The following is a 21,753-nucleotide window of genomic DNA, read 5'->3' as shown; positions in this document are numbered from 1 at the left end:
GCCTCACTGCAGGAAAGGTCGTTGCAAGCGGGCCGAAAGGCGGGCTGTCAACAGCGCGAGCACACCCACCAGCACCAGGTACATGACGCAGATGGCGGTGAACATCTCGATGGCGCGGAAATCCGTGGCAATGCGGTCCACGGCCACGAAGGTCAACTCCGCCAGGCCGATGGCCTGCAAGTACGACGAGTTCTTCAGCAGCGAGATCGCGGTATTGAGCATCGCTGGCAGGCTGGTGCGAAAGGCGATCGGCAGGGCCACCAGGGCGAAGTACTGCACCGGCTTGAGGCTGAGCGCCAGGCTGGCCTCACGCATGCCGCGCTCCACGGTGGCCAGGCCACCACGGATGTTCTCGATCTGGTAAGCCCCGGCCCACAGCGACAGGCACAACACCCCGGACCAGAACAGCGACAGCCCCAGCCCCACGGCTGGGAGGCCGTAGAAGATGAAGAACAACTGCACCAGGATCGGTGTGTTGCGGATCAACTCCACATACAACGCCACGACCTGCGACAGCACCGGCACCTTCATGACCCGCACCGCACCGCCCAGCACACCGATCAACAATGAGAGCAGGATGGCCAGCGCCGTTATCCGCAGCGTCATCAGCACGCCGTCGAGCAAGGCTGGCCATTGCGCCATCAAGTAATGGATATCGAAACTCATGACGGCGGCCGATCAGAGCGTTTCGGCAGGTTTGGCCTGCTCGAAGACGCTGATGTAGTAGCTTTGGATGTTTGCGGGTACGAATTGCTCGACCCAGCCGCGGAACAGATGCTCTTCGCGCATGCGCAGCACTGCGGCAGTCAGGTAGTCGCGCCACTGTTCGTCGTTCTTGCGCACGCCAATGGCGGCATCGGAGATCTGGAACGGTTCGCCGATTCGGCGGGCGTCCTTGTCATTGTCGGCGACCACCACCAGCGTGGCGGCGTCGTGGGTGTAGGCGTCGGCACGGCCCTGGCGGAAAGCCTGCAACGCGTCGGCCGCGCTGTTCATGCGCAGCGTCTTCACATCGGGCATGTGGTCCTCGAACCACTTGGCCTGCACCGAGCCCTTGAGCGTGGCGAGCGTCTTGCCCTTGAGGTCGGAGATCTTCTGCACCGGGCTGTCTTTCTTGACCACCACATCACTCGCGCCCCAGCGGTAGGGCGTGGTGAAGTCGATCACGCGTTGACGTTCCGGTGTGACACCAAGGGTGGCGATCAGAAAGTCCACCTTGCGGCCGAGCAGTTGCGGCACGCGGTTTTCGGCGGTCACGCAGGTGAAGCTGACCTTGTCCTTGGAGCCCAGGGCCCACAACGAGACTTGTTTTGCCATTTCGACTTCGACGCCGGCGAAATCGCCCTTTTCGTCTTGGTAGCCGTAGGGTGGCTGATCGCAACGCACGCCGGCACGTAGGTGGTCCGCCTCTTTGATAGCTGCCGGAACGCCAGGCAAGTCGCCAGCTTGAGCGGTGCATACCGCAGCCAACGACATGCATGACAGGGCCAGTGCAGCGCTTAGTTTTTTATACGAGAACGACATGATGCCTCCTGATTACCTGGCTGCGTCGCCGCACTGGCGTGCGACGAAACGATGAGTACAAGGGCAGAACTGAAATGGGGCTGGAGCACCGGTTTTGTTTTGATTTTGCCGGTATACGCTCGGTTGGCATCGGGTTGCGCAGGGGCAGACGTCGATGTGGGTCTAGTTATAAAATCTCTGCGTCATGCAATCAAATGACAATACATCATTCACTCATGCAGAAATGATATGGCCATGAACTTCAAGCAGATCGAGACCTTTCGCGCGGTGATGCTCAGCGGCTCCATGACCGCTGCCGCCCAGGCGTTGCACACCTCGCAACCGAACGTCAGTCGGCTGATCGGGCAGCTCGAACGGAGCAATGGTTTCAAGCTGTTCGAGCGCGTGGGCGGGCGATTGGTGCCTACCGATGAAGGCGCACAGTTCTTCACCGATGTGGAGCGTGCGTTCATTGGCCTGCAGAGCCTGGAAACCTCCGCCCAGAACCTCAAGCGCGGTGGCACCGGGCGGTTGCGCATAGGCGCCGTGCCCTCGCTGACACATGGCTTGCTGCCGGCCATCATCCAGCGCTTTCGCCAGCAGAACCCGCACGTGCATATCTCTATCCACACCAATGACTCGCCGAACGTTGCCCACTGGGCGGCCACGCGTTTCTGCGACGTGTGCCTGGTGTCCTATGTGGCCGAAGACATGGCCGGTGTGCAGTCCGAGATCATCTGCGACGTGCCCGGAGTGTGCATCTTCCCCAAGGGCCATCGCCTCGGCAGCTTGGAGGCGGTGACGCCGGCTGACCTCAAGGGCGAGGAATTCATTTCGCTTTCCCACACCGATGGCTCGCGTACGCGGCTCGATCGGCTGTTCGCCGAAGAAGACCCGCGCGTGCTCAACCTGGATGCCACCCACGCCGCCACCGTCTGCTCACTGGTCGGCCTGGGCCTGGGCGTCAGCGTCGTCAGCCCGCTGGTGGCTACCGAGTATCTGCATACCGGCATCGATATCCGCCCGTTCAAGCCGGAACTGCGCTTTTATACCTACCTGCTGCTTTCAGCCGACCGTCCTGAAAACTTGCTGACCCAGCGGTTTCGGTTGCTGGCGGGGGAGATGTTGAGAGAGGCGGCGCAGAGGTAGCCGTTAGTCTGAACGCCAGGCCTGGAGCGCCCAGACAAATCCATCTATCCATATGCGATTTCAGTATTTCCATGCTGGTTCTTATGCCCTCTATGATCTGGTCACAACTTGTTATGACAAGTCAGCGAAGAGAATCATGGCCCAATTGCTACCCCTGTCCCCGATACCGCTCTACACCCAGCTCAAGGAACTGTTGCGCGAGCGCATCCTCGACGGCACGTACCCACCGCATAGACGCATGCCCTCGGAAAGCGAGCTGGGTAGGGCTTTCGATGTCAGCCGCATCACAGTACGCCAGGCGTTGGGCGACCTGCAGAAGGAAGGGCTGATCTTCAAGATCCATGGCAAAGGCACCTTCGTCGCCAAGCCCAAGGCGTTCCAGAACGTCAGCACTTTGCAGGGCCTGGGCGAGTCGATGACACAGATGGGTTATGAGGTGATCAACCGCCTGCGCAGTTTTCGCCATGTGCCGGCCAACGCCCTGGTGGCGACGCGGCTGCAGGTCGAAGAGGGCAGCCTGGTCACCGAGATCCGCCGGGTACGGCTGATCAACCGCGAGCCGGTGTCCTTGGAGCTGACCTGGCTGCCCAAGGTCGTCGGCGAAAAGCTGGAAAAGGCCGACCTGGTTACCCGCGACATCTTTCTGCTGCTGGAAAATGACTGCGGTATAGCCCTGGGGCGCGCTGACCTGGCCATCGACGCGGTGCTGGCCGACAGCGATCTGACCCAGGCGCTGGACGTGGAGGAGGGCGCGCCGATCATGCGCATCGAACGCCTGACCCACGCCGCCGACGGCACGCCGCTGGACTTCGAACACTTGTACTACCGCGGCGATGCCTTCCAGTACCGCCTGCGCATCGACCGCCAGAAGGGGAGCAAGGCATGAGCATCGAGACCCAGGACTACGACATCATCGTCATCGGCGGCGGCACTGCCGGGCCGATGGCGGCGATCAAGGCCAAGGAGCACGACAAGCATCTGCGCGTGCTGCTGCTGGACAAGGCCAACGTCAAGCGCAGTGGCGCCATCAGCATGGGCATGGACGGTCTGAACAATGCCATCATCCCCGGCCATGCTACGCCCGGGCAGTACACCAAGGAAATCACCGTAGCCAATGACGGCATCGTCAACCAGGCCACTGTGCATGCCTACGCCACCCACAGCTTCGAGACCATCGAGCAACTCGACCGCTGGGGCGTGAAGTTCGAAAAGGACGAGACCGGCGATTATGCGGTGAAGAAGGTCCATCACATGGGCGCCTATGTGTTGCCCATGCCGGAAGGCCATGACATCAAGAAGGTGCTGTATCGTCAGCTCAAGCGTGCCAGGGTCGAGATCAGCAACCGCATGGTCTGCACCCGTGTGCTGCTGGACGGCGAAGGCGCCGCGGCTGGCGTGCTTGGTTTCGACTGCCGGAGTGGCGAATTTCGGGTGGTACGGGCCAAGGCGGTGATCCTCGCCTGTGGTGCCGCTGGGCGTCTGGGGCTGCCGTCGTCGGGCTACTTGATGGGTACCTACGAGAACCCGACCAACGCCGGTGACGGCTATGCCATGGCCTACCACGCCGGGGCCGAGCTGGCCAACCTGGAGTGCTTCCAGATCAACCCGCTGATCAAGGACTACAACGGCCCGGCCTGCGCCTACGTGACTGGCCCGTTGGGCGGCTACACCGCCAACAGCAAGGGCGAGCGCTTCATCGAGTGCGACTACTGGAGTGGGCAGATGATGTGGGAATTCCATCAGGAGCTCGAAGGTGGCAACGGTCCGGTGTTCCTCAAGCTCGACCACCTGGCCGAGGAAACCATCCAGAACATCGAAGAGATCCTGCACAGCAACGAGCGCCCCAGCCGTGGCCAGTTCCATGCCGGGCGTGGCACCGACTATCGCCAGCACATGGTCGAGATGCACATCTCCGAGATCGGCTTCTGCTCGGGGCATTCAGCCTCGGGGGTGTGGGTCAACGAGAAGGCCGAGACGAGTGTCAAAGGCCTGTATGCCGCTGGTGACATGGCCGCGGTACCGCACAACTACATGCTCGGGGCCTTCACCTATGGCTGGTTCGCCGGCGTCAACGCGGCGCAGTACGTGGTCGGGCGCGAATTTGCCGAGGTTGACCGTACTCAGGTCGAGCGTGAGCGCGAACGGGTGTTCGCCCCGTTGCAGCGTGAGCATGGGCTGCCACCGGCGCAGGTGGAGTACAAGCTGCGGCGCATGGTGAACGATTACCTGCAGCCGCCGAAGGTGACCAAGAAGATGGAAATCGGCCTGTCGCGCTTTGCCGAGATCGCACGTGATCTCGACCAGATGAAAGCCAGCAACCCGCATGAGCTGATGCGTGCCATGGAGGTGTCGGTGATACGCGACTGCGCCGAGATGGCGGCGCGCGCCTCGTTGTTCCGCGAGGAGAGCCGTTGGGGCCTATACCACCACCGAGTGGACTTTCCCGAGCGCAACGATGGCGAATGGTTCTGCCATTGCCATCTGAAAAAAGGCGAAAACGGTGAAATGACCAGTTTCAAGAAAGCGGTCGAGCCCTATCTGATCGAACTGGATGCCGAAGAGCAGACTGCCTACGATCGGTTGCGGGTAAACGCCAGTGCCGCCTGAGCGAAACATCACCCGCCGGGCAAGCCCCACAGGGCAATGTGTCAACCACTAGAACAGGGTGCCCAAGAAGGCCCCCAAGGACCCCGTGAAATGGCCCACCAACCGCAGGAAATCTTCTTTCGCAGCAGCGCACCGGTAACCATCGATGAAGACAAGTGCATTGCCGAAAAAGGCTGCACTGTGTGCGTCGAGGTCTGCCCGATGGACCTGCTGGCGATCAACCCGGCCACGCAAAAGGCCTACATGGCGTTCGACGAGTGCTGGTACTGCATGCCCTGCGAGAAAGACTGCCCCACTGGCGCCGTCAAGGTCGACATCCCGTACCTGCTGCGCTGATTCATCCCTGCCATCCGGCGAGCCACCGGACGCACCTTCCTGCACTGCCCCTCGTTTCCCACCACCCAAGCCGGGCGGCGGAGACGATTCCAGAACTCAAAACGATTCGAGGGGAAACACCCATGCGCCTTGTAGCAACCGTGGCCAGCCTTGCGCTGGCGCTCACTGGCCTGAATGCCAGCGCCGAAACCATACGCATTGCAATCGGCACCCAGGACACCACGATCAACTGCGCCACTGGCGGGCTGTTGATCCGTGAACTGGGTCTGCTCGACAAATACCTGCCGCACGACGGCAAGTACAAGGATGCCCACTACCAGGTCGAGTGGAAGAACTTCACCAGCGGTGCGCCGCTGACCAACGAGATGGTCGCCGGCAAGCTCGACTTCGGCGCCATGGCCGACTTCCCCGGTTCGTTCAACGGCGTTGCGCACCTGGATGCCGGCAAGCGTAGCGTGTTCATCAGCGTGCTGTCTGGCAGTGTCCATGGCAGCGGCAACGGCATCGTCGTACCGGCAGCCTCGAAAGTGCAATCGCTGGCCGAACTCAAGGGCAAGACGATCTCCGTACCGTTCGCCTCCACTGCCCACGGCATGCTGCTACGCGCCATGGCAGCCCAGGGCTGGGATCCGCAGAAGGATGTGCGGATCATCGCCCAGGCCCCGGAAATCGCGGGCTCCGCCTTGCGCAGCAACCGTATCGAAGCCCACGCCGACTTCGTGCCGTTCGCCGAGCTGTTCCCCAATCGTGGCTTTGCTCGCAAGATCTACGACGGTGCCCAGGCCAACGCGCCGACGTTCCATGGCGCCCTGGTCGATGCCGATTATGCGAAGAAGTACCCCGAAGTGGTCACCGCCTACCTGCGCGCCAGTCTTGAAGCCGACCGCCTGATCGCTACCGAACCGGAGAAGTACAGCGAGCTGATCGAGAAAGTCACTGGCATCGAGGCCGAGGTCAATTACCTGTTCCACGGCCCGCTCGGCCTGCAGACCCGCGACCTGACCTGGAAGCCTGAATATCGCCAGGCGGTGGCCACATCCATTGCGACGTTGAAGTTGCTGAAGAAGACCGACCGTGTCCTCGACACCGACCAGTTCATCGACGACCAGTTCATCCGCGCGGCCTTCGAGCAGGCCGGCCTGGACTACGACACGGCGCTGAAGAACTACGACCCACTGCCACTCAAGGCCAACGACGCGCTCACTGGCAAGCCGATCACCGACTTCAGCCGCCTGGCGCAGATCTGGGTGCGCGGTGAAGACAAGGTACGCCATTACGCTTCCCCGGAAGCCGCACTGGGCGCACTGGCCCAGTTGGAGCAGGAAGGCAAGGACATCCGTGCGATCTATGCCCAGGCTGCCGACAGCGGCATCAAGCTGCTCGCCAACCAGGCCTGGTTCGTGCGCAACGCCAAGGGCGAGCTGGCTGCATTCCTGCTCAAGGACCAGGCCGAGCAGTACGCCAAGGCCCATGGCGGTGAAGCGCTGGACTTCGTCAGTGCCAACCAGAAACTGGTCGCCCAGCGCTGATCCGGAGGCACCGACATGACCCGCGACTTCAAGCGTTGGCCCGTGCGCCTGGTTTCGCTGCTGGCTTGCCTGCTGTTTTGGCAGGTGGCGGCCAGCGGCAAGCTGGACCTCGGCTTGCTGACCTTCACCTATGTTCCCACACCGCAAGCGGTGCTGGACGCAGCCTGGCAGTTGCTGACCGCCAGCACCCTGCTGGCGCACCTGGGCAGCAGCCTGTCGCGTGTGTTTGCAGGTTATGCGGCGGCGGCATTGCTTGGCGTGGCCTTGGGGCTGCTGATCGGCCGCTCGAAATGGGCCGAGGATATTCTGCTGCCGCCACTCGAAGTGCTGCGCCCGATTCCGGCGGTAGCGTGGATCCCGCTGGCGATACTGATGTTTCCGTCGTCTGAACTGTCGATGGTGTTCATCACCTTCACCGGTGCGTTGTTTCCGATCCTGCTCAACACCGTGCATGGCGCGGAGGCCGTCGACCCGCGGCTGGTGGCCTCGGCGCGCAGCCTCGGTGCCGGGCGCTGGGCGATCCTGCGCGAAGTGATACTGCCCGGGGCGTTGCCGAGCATCGTCACCGGCCTGGCTATCGGCATGGGCACCTCGTGGTTCTGCCTGGTCACGGCCGAGATGATCGCCGGGCAGTTCGGCATCGGTTACTACACCTGGGAGTCGTACACCTTGCAGAACTACCCGGACATCATCGTCGGCATGTTGTTGATCGGCGTGTTGGGCATGGGCAGCAGTGCGCTGGTCAAACGCCTCGGAGCACTGGCTACGCCCTGGTATCGTGTGCGGAGGGCCGGTTGATGAAGCGTAATCAGCAGGTGCCTGGGCGAATCGATGGGCATGGCCTGTCGATTCGGTTGGGGCACGGCCATGAGGCGTTCGAGGCAGTGCAACGCCTGAGTTTCAAGGTGGAACCGGGGGAGTTCGTCTGCATCCTGGGGCCGTCCGGCTGTGGCAAATCGACCTTGCTCGGTGCCCTGGCCGGGCATCTGGTGCCCAGCAGTGGCGAGCTGAGCGTGGATGGCCAGGCCATTGCCGGGCCGTCGCCGCAGCGCGGCATGGTGTTCCAGCACCATACCTTGCTGCCCTGGCGCAGTATCCTCGACAACGTCGCCTTCGGCTTGAAGATGCAGGGGCTGGGCAAGGCCGAGCGCCGCCAGCAGGCACGCGAGATGTTGCAGCTGGTGGGTTTGGCCGATTTCACCGAGCGCTGGCCCAGCCAGTTGTCCGGGGGCATGCAGCAGCGTGCCGAGATCGCCCGCGTGCTGATCAATCGCCCGCGCCTGCTGCTAATGGACGAACCTTTCGGCGCCCTGGATGCGCAAACCCGTTCGCGCATGCAGGAGCTGTTGCTGGATATCTGGTCACGCATCCGCACCACCGTGGTATTCGTCACCCACGATATCGACGAAGCCCTGTTCCTGGCCGACCGCATCCTGGTGATGAGCCCACGCCCCGGTCGTTTCATCGAGGACCTGCGCCTGGACTTTGCGCGCCCGCGTCGTTCCGGCTTGCTGACCAGCCCTGAGTTCACCCATCTGAAACGCCATTGCCTGGCCTTGCTGAGCCATGAAGAAGGCCGCGAACTACCGCGTCTGACACCGCTAGGCCTGCCAGCCTCCGACTATCCACCGTTAAGGATCGCGCTATGACCGAACGAAGCACCGACAATCCGGAAATCACCCAACTGCTGCCACGCCTCGAAGCCGGCGACGCGGGTGTGCGGCGCATCGCCTTGATCGAGCTGGCCGACCTGGAAGACCCCGACGCCTTGCCGTGGTTGACCGATGCCCTGTTGGTCGATGGCGCCGAGGAAGTGCGTGCCGAGGCCGCGCGCCTGCTGGAAGCCTGGGAGGAACCTGAGGTGGTACAGGCCTTGTGCGCCGCGCTGGTCGATAGTGCCGACGCGGTGCGCCTGGCTGCTGCGCAAAGCCTCAGCGAACTCAAGAGCCTGAAAGCCGGTGAGTTGATCCTACCGTGGGCCGGCCATGCCGATGCTTTCGTCCGTGCCAGTGCCTTGCGTGCGTTGCGTGAGCTGCGCATGGAGGATGCAGCGAGACCTGCCTTGCTGGCGCTGGAGGACCAGGACCCTGCGGTTCGACGCGAGGCCGTTGGTATTCTCGGCTGGCTCAAGCATGAGCCTGCGCTGCCCGCTCTGGCGAAGCTCGCTGAGCACGAACCCGACACCGAGGTGCGCCGTGCAGCAATTGGCGCTTTGGGCCTGGCGCGCGACCTCACCGTTCTGCCGGCATTGGTTGGCGCATTGCATGACCCCGCCTGGCAGGTGCGCGAGGAAGCCGCTACGACGTTGGGCAAGGTGGGTCATGAGAACGCCGGCACGGCCTTGGTCGAAGCACTGGGCGACGACTTCTGGCAGGTGCGCTTGCGCGCCGCCCGCTCCCTGGGCCGCCTACGCCATGCCGCTGCGTTGGGCCCGTTGGCCGAATTGCTCCAGCATGGCATCGCTAATCTGCGCAAGGAGGCCGCTCTGGCGCTTGGCGAGTTGGGCCAGGGCGGTGCCTTGTTGGCGCTGCAGGCGGCCGAGGCCGACAGCGACCCGGAAGTGCGCAAGGCGGTGCGCATCGCCTTGGCGCAATTGCGTGGGGCGGCCTGATGAAGGCCCCCAGCAAGATCCGCAACCACCGCAGTACTGGGCAATTGGCCTTGCAGTGGGCGGATGTCGAGGGGGTCATCAGCCATGCGCGGTTGCGTGGCGCCTGCCCCTGCTCGCAGTGCCGAGCGGCACGCTTGCAGGGGAGGGTGTCGCTGGTGATGGAGGACGTTCGCGTCGAGTGTGTGGTGGCGCAGGGTTACGGTGTGCAGCTGGTGTTCAGCGATGGGCATGAGCGGGGTATCTACCCCTGGGGCTACCTGCGCGATCTCTTCAAAGAAGCTTGAAACCCTTCTCTACAACCATCTCGTGCAACGCCTTGCGGCCACCCAGGTATTGCATGCTGGTCATGGAGTTGTGCAGGGCTCCCTTCCAGGTTTTCGCTGCCATGTTCTGCTGGGTGCGGAACTCACTGACCGCCTGTTCGTAATCTTCCACGTAGTCGCAGTAGCCTTCCTGATTGTAACGATTGTAGTGCAGAACCACTGGCTGAGCGGGGCGCGGGCGAATAGCGCTGGTACGCTCAGCGTCAGGACGGCCCAAGGCCATGCCGAAGCTTACGAAGGCGTGGTCAGGCAGGTTGATCATCGTTGCCAGCTCTTTTGCGATATTTCGCATCACGCCCAGGAAGACGATACCCAGCCCCATCGACTCGGCTGCCAGCGCTGCATTTTGCGCAGCAAGCGAAGCGTCGACAGATGCCATCAGGAACGAGTCCAGGTAGTCCAGTACCAACGGCTCGTCACCAAGATCACGGGTAATGCCTGCCGAGCGGGACGCGTCCGCGACCCACAGGAGCAGCGCCGGGGCTTCGAGGATCCAGGGGATGCGATCAACCTTCACTTCCCGAGCAACGGTGTCATGGATTTCGTTCTTCAGGGCCACATCCGTTACCGCTACCAGGCTCCATTGGTTCAGCGCTGAGGATGTCGATGCCGACTGCGCGGCCGCGACCAACGTTTCGATAGCACCTTCAGGCAGTGCGTCCGGCAGGAAAGTCCGCACGGACTTGTGACGCAGCATGGCTTCGACTACCGGGGTCATGATGATTTTCTCAGGTTTCAGCTGGTTGCCGTAGCGTTGCTGAAGTAGATCGGCGTGAGTGTGAGTAAGCTCGGTCATCTGGGAACTCCGAATAAGATTGACCACAGGTTATCGCGCCTGGCGAGCAAGATAAGCCACCGAAATCCGACTACATAATTCACAGCTGTGGACAATAGCTGTGCAGCCAATACAATCCCCCCATGGATCATCTGACTGCAATTCGCGCTTTCCAACGAATCGTCGAGACGCGTTCGTTCACCAAGGCGGCCGCGCACTTGGGCATGCCCCGCTCGTCTGTGAGCAAAGCCCTGCAGGAGCTCGAGCAGCATCTGGGAACCAAGCTCTTGCAGAGGACCACTCGCGCCGTCACGTTGACGATGGAGGGTGCCGAGTACTACCGGAAGGTCAGCCAACTGGTGGCTCGGCTGGACGAGGCAGAGATGCACCTGCGTGACATGGGCGCCGCATCACGAGGGCGGCTTCGTGTCGATTTGCACTCGTCGCTGGCTCAGTTCATTTTGCTCCCGGTACTGAGCGAGTTCAGGGATCGCCACCCGCATATCCAGCTGGCACTGGGCATCAGCGACCGTCCGGTCAACCTGATCGAGGAGGGCGTCGACTGCGTGATCCGCGCCGGGCAGTTGGCCGATTCATCGCTGGTCGCCAAGACGCTGTTCAAGGACCAACTGGTGACGTGTGCAAGCCCTGGATACCTAGAGCATTACGGTACACCGTGCTCTCCCGCTGATCTGGACGATCATCGGCTGGTAGGCTATTTCAGTGCCGCAAACGGCGAGGTATGGCCTTTGCGTTTCCGAAAGCGAGGTGCAGAGCAGCTCATCTCCCGCTACGACGTTGCAGCGAACGACAGTGCGAGCCACATCAGCATGCTCGTCAACGGGCTCGGTATAGGGCAGACCCATGCCGCTGTAGTTGCTCGGCTGCTTGAAGCCGGGACGCTAGTCCCAATCCTTGCAGACCATACCAACACCACAATTCCAATCTCTGTCATCTACCCGCCAAACAAGCAATTGAATGCTCGTGTGCGATTGTTCATTGACTGGATCGTGGAGCGCCTTTCCGACCATCCGTGATCTGTTCGTCTTTTTCAAAAGCCAAGCCTGGCGCGCGGTGTGCCAGGCTTCGCTGATACCCTGGCTCAACCTTTGACGGCAGTCAGGATCGAGCGCTGAGGTCTTGGCGTCTCTTCGTTCACGCGAGACTGTGCATTCACGTCGATGACGATGCGTCCGGATAGTTTCCCGGCCAGCATCGCTTCTGCCGAGGTTTTCAGATTCACCAGGGGCAGCACTTTTGCGCTGATCATCTCGAGCAGATGGGTTGGCATCGAATCGATTGCATCAGACCAGGCTTTCAAACGGGCCTCGTAGTCGATCGAGACCGAATCCACCCCGATCAGCCGAACGCCCCGCAAGATGAACGGCATCACCGAGGTGGGCAAGTCCGAGCCGCCCGCCAGCCCGCACGCCGCTACCACTCCGCCATAATTCATCTGCGACAGGACCCGAGCGAGCACGCCGGATCCTACGGCATCGATGGCGCCTGCCCAGCACTGCGACTCCAGCGCTTTGCGCTGATCCGCCCAGGCCGCATCATCGATCACTTGCGTGGCCCCGAGTGCCCGAACATAGTCCGCTTTCTCGGGGTGATTGATCAGCGCTGTCACCGAATAGCCGAGGTGCGAGAGTATCGCTATCGCGACGCTGCCCACTCCGCCAGCGGCGCCGGTCACCAGAATCGGCCCGGCCTCTGGTCGGACGCCGGCATCACGTAGTGCGTTGACGCACAACATCCCGGTGAGGCCGGCGGTGCCAAACATCATGGCCTGCTTGGTACTGAGGTTCGCAGGCAGCGGAACGAGCCAGTCGCCCTTGACCCTCTGGTACTGGCTGTGGCCGCCCCAATGCTTCTCACCCACCCCCCAGCCGGTCAGTACAACCTTCTGCCCAGGCTTGAGTCGCGGGTGGGAGGTCTCCACCACGGTGCCGGCGAAATCGATGCCGGAAACCAGGGGCCAACTTTTCACGATGGGGCCTGAGCCCGTAATCGCCAGCGCGTCCTTGTAGTTCAGCGTTGAGTATTCAAGCTGCACCAGGGTGTCTTCTTCGGGCAGGTCGGCAAACGTCAGCTGCTCGAGGTTGGAGGTGAATCCGTCCGCGCCTTTGCGCAGGACCATCGCCTGAAATGTGTCGTTAGCCGAGCCCAGAGAGTCAGGCAGCGAGTCGCTCGGCAGCAGGGATGCGCGTGGCCCTCGAAATCGCTGGTTTCGCCAGGCCAGGGCCGCCTTGAGTCCACCTTCGCGGGCGATGTCCATGAACGCTCGCTTATCCGGAGAACCTTTCGATTCGATGGCATGGTCGATGTCCAGCGCCTGCTGGAGCGCCCCTTTGAGACCCATCGCCTCGACGCTCAAGTTGATGGCCTTCTTGGTCGCCTTCATCAGGGCCGGATCGATGACTGCAATGGTATGTGCGACCTTGATGGCTTCTTCCAGATGCTTGCCGTTCGGCACGACCCTGTTGACGATACCCAGGCGCCTGGCTTCGTCTGCAGGGATATCATCCACCCCGCACAAGATGATCTCCTTGGCCTGCTTGGGTCCGATCATCCAAGGCAGCAACATCGTCACGATACCCGCGCCGAATTTCAGCTCTGGTTCGCCGAACGTGGCGTCCTCGCAAGCGATGGTGATGTCACAGGCCAGCGCGATTTCAAACGCTCCTGCAAGGCATGCGCCATGAACAGCGGCAATGGTGGGTTTCGGACAATCCCAGAAACGCATGGTCGTGGAAAAGTCCCTTGCGAGAATCTGACGCCAGGCTGCTGCACCTTCCGGGCGGGCTTGCATTTGCTCTTTCAGATCGAATCCTGAAGAGAAAGCCTTGCCATTGCCGCTGATGATGATGGCCTTGACTGCCGAGTCCTCTTCGGCCAGGTCCATGGCGACATTGATCTCGTCCAGTGCCGCTTTTCCCAGGGCATTCAGCCTTTCCGGGCGGTCGAGCATCACATGTGCGATGCCGCCCTCTACCTCATAGCGCAGGGTTTCAAAGTTACTCATGCCAGGGTTCTCCCGCTTTGCTTGACCGAGGCCGGAACCAGCAGCCCGGTGGTGATCATGACTTTCAGTTCGCGCCTGTCAGCCTTGCCAGTGCGCCCCACGGGTACGCACTCGGCGGTATAGAACGCGTCCGGGATCTTGTATTTCTCCAGCCTCCCGGCGAGAAACGCCTGCAGGCGCTCGAAGTCCAGCGAAGCGGTGGAGGAGGGCACGATCAATACGTGGATCTTTTCCCCTAGAAGGGCGTCTTCGACGCCAGTCGCCATTGCCGAGGTAATGCCAGGGAACATCACCACGGCTTGCTCGATCTCCATCGGCGTGACCTTGTTTCCTCCTCGAACGATGATTTCTTTCTGGCGTCCGCGAAACTGGATGTCCCCGTCCGTATTGATGAAGGCGAGGTCGCCCGTTCTGAAGTAGCCGTCGCTGTGTGCCGAGGCGGTGAGGTCTGGGTCGTCGAGGTAGCCGACCATCAGGTATGGGCTTCGAATCTGTAGCTCGCCCTGTTGACCTGGCGCTATCGGTGCGCCCAGTTCGTCGACAATGCGATAGCTGACGCCGCTTGCGGGAAGGCCCAAGGCGTAAGGCTTCACTCGCCTGAAGCTGGAGTGCTGGAAGAAATCGCAGCTCAGTGTCTCGGTCAGGCCGTAGATGTTGATCAGGTCGGCATTCGGGAAAACGCCTTCGACCTGTTCGGCCAGGCTCTCGCTGAGCTGTTCTCCGCCCGTGAAGATTTGTCGCAGGCACGCGCAAGGCTTCATGTCATGGCCTTGTGTGATCAGCGCCAAGATCCCCCGCAGCATCGTCGGTACCACTCCGACTCGGTCAATCGGGTGATGATGAAGCCGATCTACCAGTTCTGCCGAACCCAGCTTCTTGGTGATCACCAGCGTTCCGCCACTGATCAGCGTCAGCAATGACATCCAGATGCCAAATACGAAGGTGATGTTCAACACCAGAAGTGTCCGTTCACCGGCTTTGAAATGCGTCATCGAATCGATTGCCATGAGCTTCATGGCAAACGCGTGGTGACCGATGATCACGCCCTTGGGGCTGCCAGTGGAGCCTGAGGTGAATAGCACGAATGCCGCACCCTCCAACTGCAAGCGAGGCTCTGGCGCTTCGATACGCAGGCGGGTCAGGATCGCCGACGAGTCGATTGAGCACTCGCCGGCATCCAGCTGAAACCGGGCCTTGGTTTTAGCCTGGATCGCTTCGCAAGCTGACAGTGGCGTGGTGCGGTGGATGGGCACTGCCACACAGCCGGCAAGCCAAACCCCGAGTACCGCCGCGAAGTCGCTCGGCAGGTTGGAAACACGAACGTGGATCGGTTCGTTCTCGCATGCCCCGGCGGCTTGCAGCCTGGACGCCACCGATCGCGCCTGAATCAGCAGGCCTGTGCGATCTACCGCAGCATCGTCCGTTTCGATGGCAACAGCGCGGGGTGCACGGCTGCACGCATTGGAAATCAGTTCGCCCAAGTTCAGTGATGAGCTCATATTCTTATTGTCTCCGGCTACGATTCAGAGGCTTAGAACCAGCATCGAAGTTCCCATCACGGCGAACATCGCGAAGAAGATGATGACGGTGAAACCCATCACGCGTCCCATCCCCACCCTGGCTATCGCCAGCAGCGGGATTACCCACATCGGCTGGATCATGTTGGCCGCGCCTTCCCCCAGGGCTACGGCAATGGCGACAGCCGACTGGTGAACGCCAAGGTGTTCGGCGGCGGGGACTACGAACGGTGCCTGGACGATCCAGTGGCCACCGGCGCTAGGTACGAACAGGCTGATCAGCACCGAAGAGGCATATGACCAGAAGGGTAGCGTCTCGGTGGTCGAGAACGTGATGAACCATTTCGACACGACGTCGGCCAAGCCTGTCGCGGACATGATCCCCATGATTCCGCCGTACAGAGGAAACTGCAGCAGGATCGGGCCTGCGATACGCGCCGCGTTCTCCACGGCGCGAAGATACGCTTTAGGGGTCCGATGAAGCGCCATGCCGGACAGCAGGAACACCAGGACAAGCATGTTCAAGTCCATCTTCAGCGTGCCCTCGAACAGCTTCAGCCCAATGTAACCGACGCCGGCCACGAGCAGGATCATGCTGATCCAGACGCTGTGATCCATACGGCCAGCCAGGGTGTCCGGTGCCGTTTCGGTTTCGACGGTGTCTTCTTCGATCAGCTTTTCCGGGTCTGCAGCCACTACCTGGTCAGCAGGCGGCATCATCACCCGCAGAATCATCGGAAGCAGGATCGCGAGCAAGATCAGGGGCACGAAGTTGAGCGGAGAACCGAGGAACTCACTCATGGGCAAAACCTTGCCTGTGACCGATTCGATGATGTTCATCGGCGAGCCAGACGTAGCACTTACAAGCGCGATCGAACTGGACATGCCGCACACATAGAACGACCAGCCGGCGTACGACGCAGCGACCAGCCAGGCGAAATCGACGTGAACGCGCTTCGCCACTTCTCGGGCAAAAAGGCCAGCGACCACCAGCCCCACGGCCCAGTTCAACAGCCCGGCCACCATGGACACGAAGAACGTCAGCGTCATCGCACCCGCGGCAGTTCTGGGTAGCGAAGCGAAATGCTTCAGCAGCCTCGAGATGGGGCGGGAGGTCGACAGCGCATGGCCCGTGACCAGCGTCAGGGCGACCAGGAAAGCGAAGCTGGCGATCTTGAACACCCCGTCGTACCAGCTCGTCACGACTTGCCCGACCGAGGCGGCAGGGGCGAACACGAATGCCAGTACGGCAGTCAGCAGGGTAAGCAGGATGGCGATAACGAATGGATCAGGAACGGCTTTCTCGACGATTAGGACACACATCCGTGTGAACCGCTTGACTCCGATGGAGAACAGCGCGGTTGGCCTTGCATTGATTGCGCTCAGATTTGACTTGGGCATAGCAGCCTCCATCGACCCAGGGCCGATTATTTATTGTTGTTCTGGCGTCACTGATCAGTCCGGCGATCAAGGTATAGCTAGTAGTTGACTGGTTGTCTAGTGCTGGGTCGACAAATAGTTGACCGGTTGACTACAAGTTTTTTTCGGCTATGGTGACAAGACGCGAGACCGCCTTCGAGGTCGGTCTCGGCACCCTCGACCACAACAAGAATCAAGCGGGGCCTGTATTGGAAACGCATACGCTCGAAGCTCCAGAGGCTTCCTCTTTCAAGGCGAGCAGGGCCATCCTCACGATTGCCATGGCTCAGCTCTTTGGTACGTCCCTGTGGTTCAGTGCCAATGGTGCGATGCATGAGTTGCAGCGGGCCTGGAACCTTGGCGCCTTCGATATCGGCATTCTCACCAACGCAGTCCAGATCGGCTTCATCCTGGGTACGTTGATTTCCGCGCTGACCGGGATGGCCGACAAATACAGCGCCGCAAGACTGTTCTGCTACTGCGCTGTCGCTGGGGCCGTGTTCAACGGGCTGTTCGCGGTATTCAGCGATGGGGTGGTCTCTGCGGTGATTCTTCGGCTGGGCGTGGGTATCGCCCTGGCAGGGATCTATCCGCTGGGTATGAAGCTGCTGGTGACGTGGGCGCCTGATCGTGCCGCTCAGAGCTTGGCGTTGTTGGTGGCCATGCTGACCCTCGGCACGTCGTCGACGCATGCCCTCAGGGCCTACCTGCCTGATTTGGATTACCAGCTGCTGGTTTTGGCATCCTCGGTCCTGGCCCTGTTGGCGTCAGTGATGGTCGGGTTGCTGGGTGAGGGCCCTCATGCACGACGCAAGGCTTCAGCAATCATTGAGCTCGGTGCCGTGCTGGGCGTTTTCAGGATCCGCAGATTCCGGGCTGCCGCATTGGGCTACTTCGGTCACATGTGGGAACTCTATGCGTTCTGGACGCTGACGCCGTTGTTGGTACTGCATGCACTCCAGGGCGCCGGCGATGCGCCGGGGCGAATTGCCCTGTGGTCATTCGTCGTCATCGCCGTAGGCGCGATTGGTTGCGTTGTGGGAGGTCGCCTCTCACGTTACGTCGGGAGTGGCTATGTCGCGTTCATCGCACTGGCTGTCTCAGGGGCCATGTGCCTTGTCTACCCATTCGTTGCGCAGCTGGGCACTGAAATCCAGCTCATGGTGCTGCTGATCTGGGGGATGGCAGTCGTCGCTGATTCCCCGCAGTTCTCGGCCTTGTCGGTCCAGGCTTGCCCAGCCGATCAGGTTGGCGGTGCGCTGACCATTCAAAACAGCCTGGGCTTCTTCATCTCAGCCTGTGCGATCTTCGCTACGACTGGCCTGTACGAACTCATGGCCAGCAACGTTTCTTGGCTCTTGCTGCCTGGCCCTGTACTGGGCCTGCTTGCAATGCGCCCACTACTGTCACGAAAGCCAGGATAGGAACTACCGTCGATGACTCAACCAGACCGGGCTTCAACCGACGCCGCTGCATCTGAACAGCAGGCCCAACGCAACAATGGCAAGCGTGCGGAGCTGATCCGCATTGGTGTGGCGATCCTTACCGAGAAGGGTTTCTACAACACGCCGCTGGACGAGATCGTCAAGGCTGCCGGTGTACCGAAAGGGTCGTTCTACTACTACTTCAAAAGCAAGGACATCTACACCCTCGAGGTGATCCAGACCTACTCGGACTACTTCATCAGGAAGCTCGAAAAGTATCTGCTGAACCAGGAGCAGACGCCGCTGGATCGTATCCGCAGTTGGACGGACGCTGCCGGAGAGAGCCTTGCGAAATACGACTTCAAGCGCGGCTGCCTGGTCGGCAACCTCGGCCAGGAGCTCGCAGCCCTGGATGAGAATTATCGAATCGTTCTTCGTGACGTGCTCGATAGCTGGTGCAGGAAAATCCAGGACTGCCTGGACGAAGCCAAAAGCATCGGCGAAATCAGCCCGGACGCTGATACCGCCGCATTGAGTAAATTCTTCTGGAATGCCTGGGAAGGCGCGGTGCTCTACGCCAAGCTCGATAAGTCCCGAGCGGCGCTGGACTTGGCTCGCGATGCATTCCTCTCCCTGGCCCAAGCTCGCCCCTAAGGAGGCTGTGATGTTCAAGGCATTGGTCATCGACAAAGATGATGCTGGCTACGCGACAACGCTGCAGGAACTCGATGACAGCGCGTTGCCGGCCGGAGATGTGACCGTCAAGGTTCAATACAGCACCTTGAATTACAAGGACGCTTTGGCCATCACGGGCAAGGGGCCGGTGGTACGCAAGTTCCCGATGGTGCCTGGGATTGATTTCGCCGGCATCGTGGAGCACAGCGACAACCCCAGCTTTGCCCCAGGTGACCGAGTGTTGCTCAATGGCTGGGGTGTCGGTGAAACCCACTGGGGTGGCTTGGCTTCCCGGGCACGTGTGAACGGCGACTGGCTGATTCCGATTCCTGGCGGTTTTACCGCCGAGCAGGCGATGGCAATCGGCACGGCCGGCTACACGGCGATGCTGTGCATTGCGGCACTGGAGCGCAATCGGATCGTGCCCAAGGATGGCCCGATTCTCGTTACCGGCGCCAACGGTGGCGTAGGCAGTTTCGCCATCCTGCTGTTGAACCGGCTTGGTTATGAGGTTGTGGCGAGTACCGGGCGCACTCAGGAGGCGGAATACCTCAGGTCGCTCGGGGCTTCGGAAATCATCGATCGGGCGGAGCTGAGCAGTCCTGGCAAGCCTCTGGCCAAAGAGCGCTGGGCAGGCGTTATCGACTCGGTCGGCAGCCACACGCTGGTCAACGCCTGCGCCTCCACCCAATATGGCGGCGTGGTGGCTGCCTGTGGTCTTGCCCAAGGCATGGATTTCCCGGCCACTGTGGCGCCGTTCATCCTGCGTGGGGTGACGCTTGTAGGCATCGACAGTGTCATGCGTCCGCGCGAGCACCGGTTGAAGGCATGGGAGCGGCTGGCGCAACTCGTCGATCCTGCGCAACTCAACCAGATCACCCGCAAGATCGGCCTGGATGAGGTCGGGCAACTGGCCCATGAATTGCTCGCCGGTGGGGTGAGAGGGCGGGTTGTTGTGGAGCTCTGAAGGGTTCAGCGGTTCGGCCTGGTCTGCGAGGTCATTCACCCTGCCGGTGAATGGCCTCGCGGCTTTTGGCATTAATTTTTTTTATGTCGGCCTTGTTTTTTATTCGATACCGCTGCTTCACAACCTTGGATAGATTCCATGCGACAAACCGTCGCGTGAGCCTGCTCACCCGTGACTGTTCAGTAATGCTCAGGTTGAGCGTGGTGGAGATTATCAATTGAAGGTTGAGTTTGATTATGTAATCGCAGGTGCCGGTTCTGCAGGTTGCGTGCTGGCTCGTCGGCTGTCGGATGCCGGGTTCGAAGTGTTGCTCCTCGAAGTCGGCCCCTCCGACAAATCCTGGATCATCCGCATGCCCGCCGGGCTGCGCTCGGCTTTCAAGCCGACCTCGAAGTACAACTGGTGGTACTACACCGAGGAGCAGAAGCACCTCAACAACCGTCAGATCCAGCAGCCCCGTGGCCGCGTGCTCGGCGGCTCGTCCTCGATCAACGGCATGACCTGGCTGCGCGGCCACCCCATGGACTACGACGCCTGGCAGGATGCCGGCGCCACCGGCTGGAGCTGGGCCGACTGCGCGCCGTACTTCAAAAAGATCGAAAGCAGCAAGATCGGGGGTGTGCACCGTGGTCACGACGGGCCGATTCGCGCGCAGCGCCAGGAGCAGCTCAGCCCGCTCAACGCCGCCTTCCTCGAAGCCGGGCAGCAGGCGGGTTTCCCCCTTACCGAAGACGTCAATGGCTACCGCCAGGAAGGCGTCTCGCGCTTCGAGATGAGCGTGCGCGACGGCATCCGCAACAGTACCGCCTACGGCTATATCCACAGCATGGGCGAGCACCCCAAATTGACCATCTGGCTGGGTTGCGAGGTGCAGAAGATCAACTTCGAAGGCAAGCAGGCCACCGGTTTTAGGGTGATGTACAAGGGACGCCTGGTCGAGGTCCGCTCCCGCCGCGAAACCATCGTTAGCTGCGGCGTGTTTGGTTCGGCGCAGATGCTGATGCTGTCGGGCATCGGCCCGGCCGATCACCTGCGCGAGCACGGCATCGCCACCAAGGTAAACCTGCCTGGGGTGGGCGAGAACCTGCAGGACCACCTGGAATGCCACATCCAGATCGAGACCAAAGAGCCGGTGTCGCTGAACAAGGAGCTGCAACCGCACCGCATGTTGTGGGCGGGCATGCAGTGGTTCGGCTTCAAGAAGGGCGTGGCCTCGGTCAACCAATGTCACGTCGGTGCATTCCTCAACAGTGCACCGACCACGCCGCATCCGGACATCCAGTTCCACTTTTTCCCGGTGTTCTTCGACAAGAACTGGATCCCGGTGAGCACCACCTACGGCTACCGCATCGGCGTGGGCCCGATGCGCCCGACCAGCCGCGGCAATGTGCGCCTGCGCAGCAACAAGGTGTCCGACCCGCTGCGCATCGACCCCAACTACATGGCCACCGAAGAAGACTGGCGCGTGATGCGCGAGTCGATGCGCCTGGGCATCGAGTTTTCCGAACAGGCGGCGTTCAAGCGCTACAACTACCACGAAGACACGCCGGGCAAGCACATCCGCTCGGGCAAGGCGCTGGATGAGTTCATCCGTGAAGATGCAGCGAGCGCCTACCACCCCTGCGGTACCTGCAAGATGGGTAGTGACAACGACTCGATGGCCGTGGTCGACAGCCAGTTGCGCGTGCGCGGTGTGGAAAACCTGCGGGTGATCGATGCTTCGGTATTCCCGACGGTACCGAGCGCCAACATCAACGCGGCAACGATCATGCTGGCTGAAAAAGCCAGCGACCTGCTGTTGGGCAAGCCTGCGCTGCAACCAGAAGCGCTGCCTTATTACAGCCAGGTTCAAGTGGCCAAACAGAAAGCCATCGCCTGACTCGGCGTCCAGAG

20 protein-coding genes are annotated in these 21,753 nt (G+C 61.2%); 14 read left to right on the top strand and 6 right to left on the bottom strand.

The window, feature by feature from the left end; all coding sequences use genetic code 11:
* Positions 1–3: 3 nt before the first annotated feature.
* Together IAE37_RS01195 and IAE37_RS01190 are read right to left on the bottom strand one after the other, a co-directional pair.
* Entirely contained in the window at positions 4–666 is a 663-nt protein-coding gene (locus IAE37_RS01195; protein WP_201167605.1) for an amino acid ABC transporter permease, read from the bottom strand.
* A 12-nt stretch (positions 667–678) separates the two neighbouring features.
* A complete protein-coding gene (locus IAE37_RS01190) occupies positions 679–1,524 on the bottom strand; it encodes a transporter substrate-binding domain-containing protein (protein ID WP_201167603.1) in 846 nt (281 codons plus the stop codon).
* Between the two features lie 234 nt (positions 1,525–1,758).
* On the opposite strand from IAE37_RS01190, the gene IAE37_RS01185 reads away from it, so the two are divergent.
* From IAE37_RS01185 to IAE37_RS01145, 9 genes are all read left to right on the top strand, one after another.
* Entirely contained in the window at positions 1,759–2,652 is an 894-nt protein-coding gene (locus IAE37_RS01185) for a LysR substrate-binding domain-containing protein (RefSeq protein ID WP_201167601.1), read from the top strand.
* Positions 2,653–2,788: 136 nt separating this feature from the next.
* Positions 2,789–3,538 carry a GntR family transcriptional regulator gene (locus IAE37_RS01180; protein WP_201167598.1) on the top strand — a complete coding sequence of 250 codons (750 nt, stop codon included), beginning with the start codon at positions 2,789–2,791 and terminating at the stop codon, positions 3,536–3,538.
* Positions 3,535–5,259, top strand: coding sequence for a fumarate reductase/succinate dehydrogenase flavoprotein subunit (locus IAE37_RS01175; RefSeq protein WP_201167596.1), 1,725 nt, complete (start codon positions 3,535–3,537; stop codon positions 5,257–5,259). Before IAE37_RS01180 ends, IAE37_RS01175 begins: the two co-directional genes overlap by 4 nt.
* 90 nt (positions 5,260–5,349) lie before the next feature.
* On the top strand, positions 5,350–5,595 hold the full coding sequence (locus tag IAE37_RS01170) for a 4Fe-4S dicluster domain-containing protein (protein ID WP_201167581.1): 246 nt from the start codon (positions 5,350–5,352) through the stop codon (positions 5,593–5,595).
* Between the two features lie 122 nt (positions 5,596–5,717).
* A complete protein-coding gene (locus tag IAE37_RS01165) occupies positions 5,718–7,124 on the top strand; it encodes an ABC transporter substrate-binding protein (RefSeq protein ID WP_201167578.1) in 1,407 nt (468 codons plus the stop codon).
* A gap of 15 nt (positions 7,125–7,139) precedes the next feature.
* A complete protein-coding gene (locus IAE37_RS01160) occupies positions 7,140–7,922 on the top strand; it encodes an ABC transporter permease (protein ID WP_201167574.1) in 783 nt (260 codons plus the stop codon).
* On the top strand, positions 7,922–8,773 hold the full coding sequence (locus IAE37_RS01155) for an ABC transporter ATP-binding protein (protein WP_201167571.1): 852 nt from the start codon (positions 7,922–7,924) through the stop codon (positions 8,771–8,773). Before IAE37_RS01160 ends, IAE37_RS01155 begins: the two co-directional genes overlap by 1 nt.
* On the top strand, positions 8,770–9,735 hold the full coding sequence (locus IAE37_RS01150) for a HEAT repeat domain-containing protein (RefSeq protein WP_201167569.1): 966 nt from the start codon (positions 8,770–8,772) through the stop codon (positions 9,733–9,735). The genes IAE37_RS01155 and IAE37_RS01150 overlap by 4 nt, the downstream gene beginning before the upstream one ends.
* Positions 9,735–10,019: a DUF971 domain-containing protein gene (locus IAE37_RS01145; protein WP_201167566.1), complete on the top strand. Its 285-nt coding sequence runs from the start codon at positions 9,735–9,737 to the stop codon at positions 10,017–10,019. The genes IAE37_RS01150 and IAE37_RS01145 overlap by 1 nt, the downstream gene beginning before the upstream one ends.
* On the opposite strand, the gene IAE37_RS01140 is transcribed toward IAE37_RS01145, so the two are convergent.
* Complete coding sequence (locus IAE37_RS01140; protein WP_201167562.1) at positions 10,006–10,854, bottom strand: nitroreductase family protein; 849 nt, start codon at positions 10,852–10,854, stop codon at positions 10,006–10,008. The genes IAE37_RS01145 and IAE37_RS01140 overlap by 14 nt on opposite strands.
* 122 nt (positions 10,855–10,976) lie before the next feature.
* Between IAE37_RS01140 and IAE37_RS01135 the strand changes: the two genes are divergently transcribed.
* Positions 10,977–11,870 (top strand): LysR family transcriptional regulator, encoded by an 894-nt coding sequence (locus tag IAE37_RS01135; protein WP_201167555.1) that lies wholly within the window; start codon positions 10,977–10,979, stop codon positions 11,868–11,870.
* A 65-nt stretch (positions 11,871–11,935) separates the two neighbouring features.
* On the opposite strand, the gene IAE37_RS01130 is transcribed toward IAE37_RS01135, so the two are convergent.
* Genes IAE37_RS01130 through IAE37_RS01120 form a run of 3 tightly spaced genes read right to left on the bottom strand, consistent with a single transcriptional unit; the run spans position 11,936 to position 16,776 of the window.
* Positions 11,936–13,858: an acrylyl-CoA reductase family protein gene (locus IAE37_RS01130; RefSeq protein WP_201167552.1), complete on the bottom strand. Its 1,923-nt coding sequence runs from the start codon at positions 13,856–13,858 to the stop codon at positions 11,936–11,938.
* Positions 13,855–15,357 carry a class I adenylate-forming enzyme family protein gene (locus IAE37_RS01125; protein WP_201167545.1) on the bottom strand — a complete coding sequence of 501 codons (1,503 nt, stop codon included), beginning with the start codon at positions 15,355–15,357 and terminating at the stop codon, positions 13,855–13,857. The genes IAE37_RS01130 and IAE37_RS01125 overlap by 4 nt, the downstream gene beginning before the upstream one ends.
* A 24-nt stretch (positions 15,358–15,381) precedes the next feature.
* A complete protein-coding gene (locus IAE37_RS01120) occupies positions 15,382–16,776 on the bottom strand; it encodes a TIGR00366 family protein (protein ID WP_201167544.1) in 1,395 nt (464 codons plus the stop codon).
* Between the two features lie 149 nt (positions 16,777–16,925).
* Here IAE37_RS01120 and IAE37_RS01115 point away from each other — a divergent pair, with 149 nt between their 5' ends.
* The 4 genes from IAE37_RS01115 (at position 16,926) to IAE37_RS01100 (ending at position 21,739) form a co-directional block, all read left to right on the top strand.
* Positions 16,926–18,218 carry an MFS transporter gene (locus IAE37_RS01115; protein ID WP_201167543.1) on the top strand — a complete coding sequence of 431 codons (1,293 nt, stop codon included), beginning with the start codon at positions 16,926–16,928 and terminating at the stop codon, positions 18,216–18,218.
* Between the two features lie 12 nt (positions 18,219–18,230).
* Positions 18,231–18,872, top strand: coding sequence for a TetR/AcrR family transcriptional regulator (locus IAE37_RS01110; RefSeq protein WP_201167542.1), 642 nt, complete (start codon positions 18,231–18,233; stop codon positions 18,870–18,872).
* Between the two features lie 10 nt (positions 18,873–18,882).
* Positions 18,883–19,860 (top strand): acrylyl-CoA reductase (NADPH), encoded by a 978-nt coding sequence (gene acuI, locus IAE37_RS01105; protein ID WP_201167541.1) that lies wholly within the window; start codon positions 18,883–18,885, stop codon positions 19,858–19,860.
* Between the two features lie 217 nt (positions 19,861–20,077).
* Positions 20,078–21,739 (top strand): choline dehydrogenase, encoded by a 1,662-nt coding sequence (locus tag IAE37_RS01100; RefSeq protein ID WP_201167539.1) that lies wholly within the window; start codon positions 20,078–20,080, stop codon positions 21,737–21,739.
* Positions 21,740–21,753: the final 14 nt, after the last annotated feature.

Origin of the sequence: Pseudomonas sp. S31 (assembly GCF_016648105.1) — a bacterium.
In the GTDB taxonomy this organism is placed as follows: Bacteria; Pseudomonadota; Gammaproteobacteria; order Pseudomonadales; family Pseudomonadaceae; genus Aquipseudomonas.
This window is presented reverse-complemented; position numbering and strand designations above follow the sequence as displayed.

Excerpts from the sequence above, each read along its gene's own strand:
- IAE37_RS01195 (WP_201167605.1), bottom strand. The coding sequence starts at position 666 with ATGAGTTTCGATATCCATTACTTGATGGCGCAATGGCCAGCCTTGCTC.
- IAE37_RS01190 (WP_201167603.1), bottom strand. The coding sequence starts at position 1,524 with ATGTCGTTCTCGTATAAAAAACTAAGCGCTGCACTGGCCCTGTCATGC.
- IAE37_RS01185 (WP_201167601.1), top strand. The coding sequence starts at position 1,759 with ATGAACTTCAAGCAGATCGAGACCTTTCGCGCGGTGATGCTCAGCGGC.
- IAE37_RS01180 (WP_201167598.1), top strand. The coding sequence starts at position 2,789 with ATGGCCCAATTGCTACCCCTGTCCCCGATACCGCTCTACACCCAGCTC.
- IAE37_RS01175 (WP_201167596.1), top strand. The coding sequence starts at position 3,535 with ATGAGCATCGAGACCCAGGACTACGACATCATCGTCATCGGCGGCGGC.
- IAE37_RS01170 (WP_201167581.1), top strand. The coding sequence starts at position 5,350 with ATGGCCCACCAACCGCAGGAAATCTTCTTTCGCAGCAGCGCACCGGTA.
- IAE37_RS01165 (WP_201167578.1), top strand. The coding sequence starts at position 5,718 with ATGCGCCTTGTAGCAACCGTGGCCAGCCTTGCGCTGGCGCTCACTGGC.
- IAE37_RS01160 (WP_201167574.1), top strand. The coding sequence starts at position 7,140 with ATGACCCGCGACTTCAAGCGTTGGCCCGTGCGCCTGGTTTCGCTGCTG.
- IAE37_RS01155 (WP_201167571.1), top strand. The coding sequence starts at position 7,922 with ATGAAGCGTAATCAGCAGGTGCCTGGGCGAATCGATGGGCATGGCCTG.
- IAE37_RS01150 (WP_201167569.1), top strand. The coding sequence starts at position 8,770 with ATGACCGAACGAAGCACCGACAATCCGGAAATCACCCAACTGCTGCCA.
- IAE37_RS01145 (WP_201167566.1), top strand. The coding sequence starts at position 9,735 with ATGAAGGCCCCCAGCAAGATCCGCAACCACCGCAGTACTGGGCAATTG.
- IAE37_RS01140 (WP_201167562.1), bottom strand. The coding sequence starts at position 10,854 with ATGACCGAGCTTACTCACACTCACGCCGATCTACTTCAGCAACGCTAC.
- IAE37_RS01135 (WP_201167555.1), top strand. The coding sequence starts at position 10,977 with ATGGATCATCTGACTGCAATTCGCGCTTTCCAACGAATCGTCGAGACG.
- IAE37_RS01130 (WP_201167552.1), bottom strand. The coding sequence starts at position 13,858 with ATGAGTAACTTTGAAACCCTGCGCTATGAGGTAGAGGGCGGCATCGCA.
- IAE37_RS01125 (WP_201167545.1), bottom strand. The coding sequence starts at position 15,357 with ATGAGCTCATCACTGAACTTGGGCGAACTGATTTCCAATGCGTGCAGC.
- IAE37_RS01120 (WP_201167544.1), bottom strand. The coding sequence starts at position 16,776 with ATGCCCAAGTCAAATCTGAGCGCAATCAATGCAAGGCCAACCGCGCTG.
- IAE37_RS01115 (WP_201167543.1), top strand. The coding sequence starts at position 16,926 with ATGGTGACAAGACGCGAGACCGCCTTCGAGGTCGGTCTCGGCACCCTC.
- IAE37_RS01110 (WP_201167542.1), top strand. The coding sequence starts at position 18,231 with ATGACTCAACCAGACCGGGCTTCAACCGACGCCGCTGCATCTGAACAG.
- acuI (WP_201167541.1), top strand. The coding sequence starts at position 18,883 with ATGTTCAAGGCATTGGTCATCGACAAAGATGATGCTGGCTACGCGACA.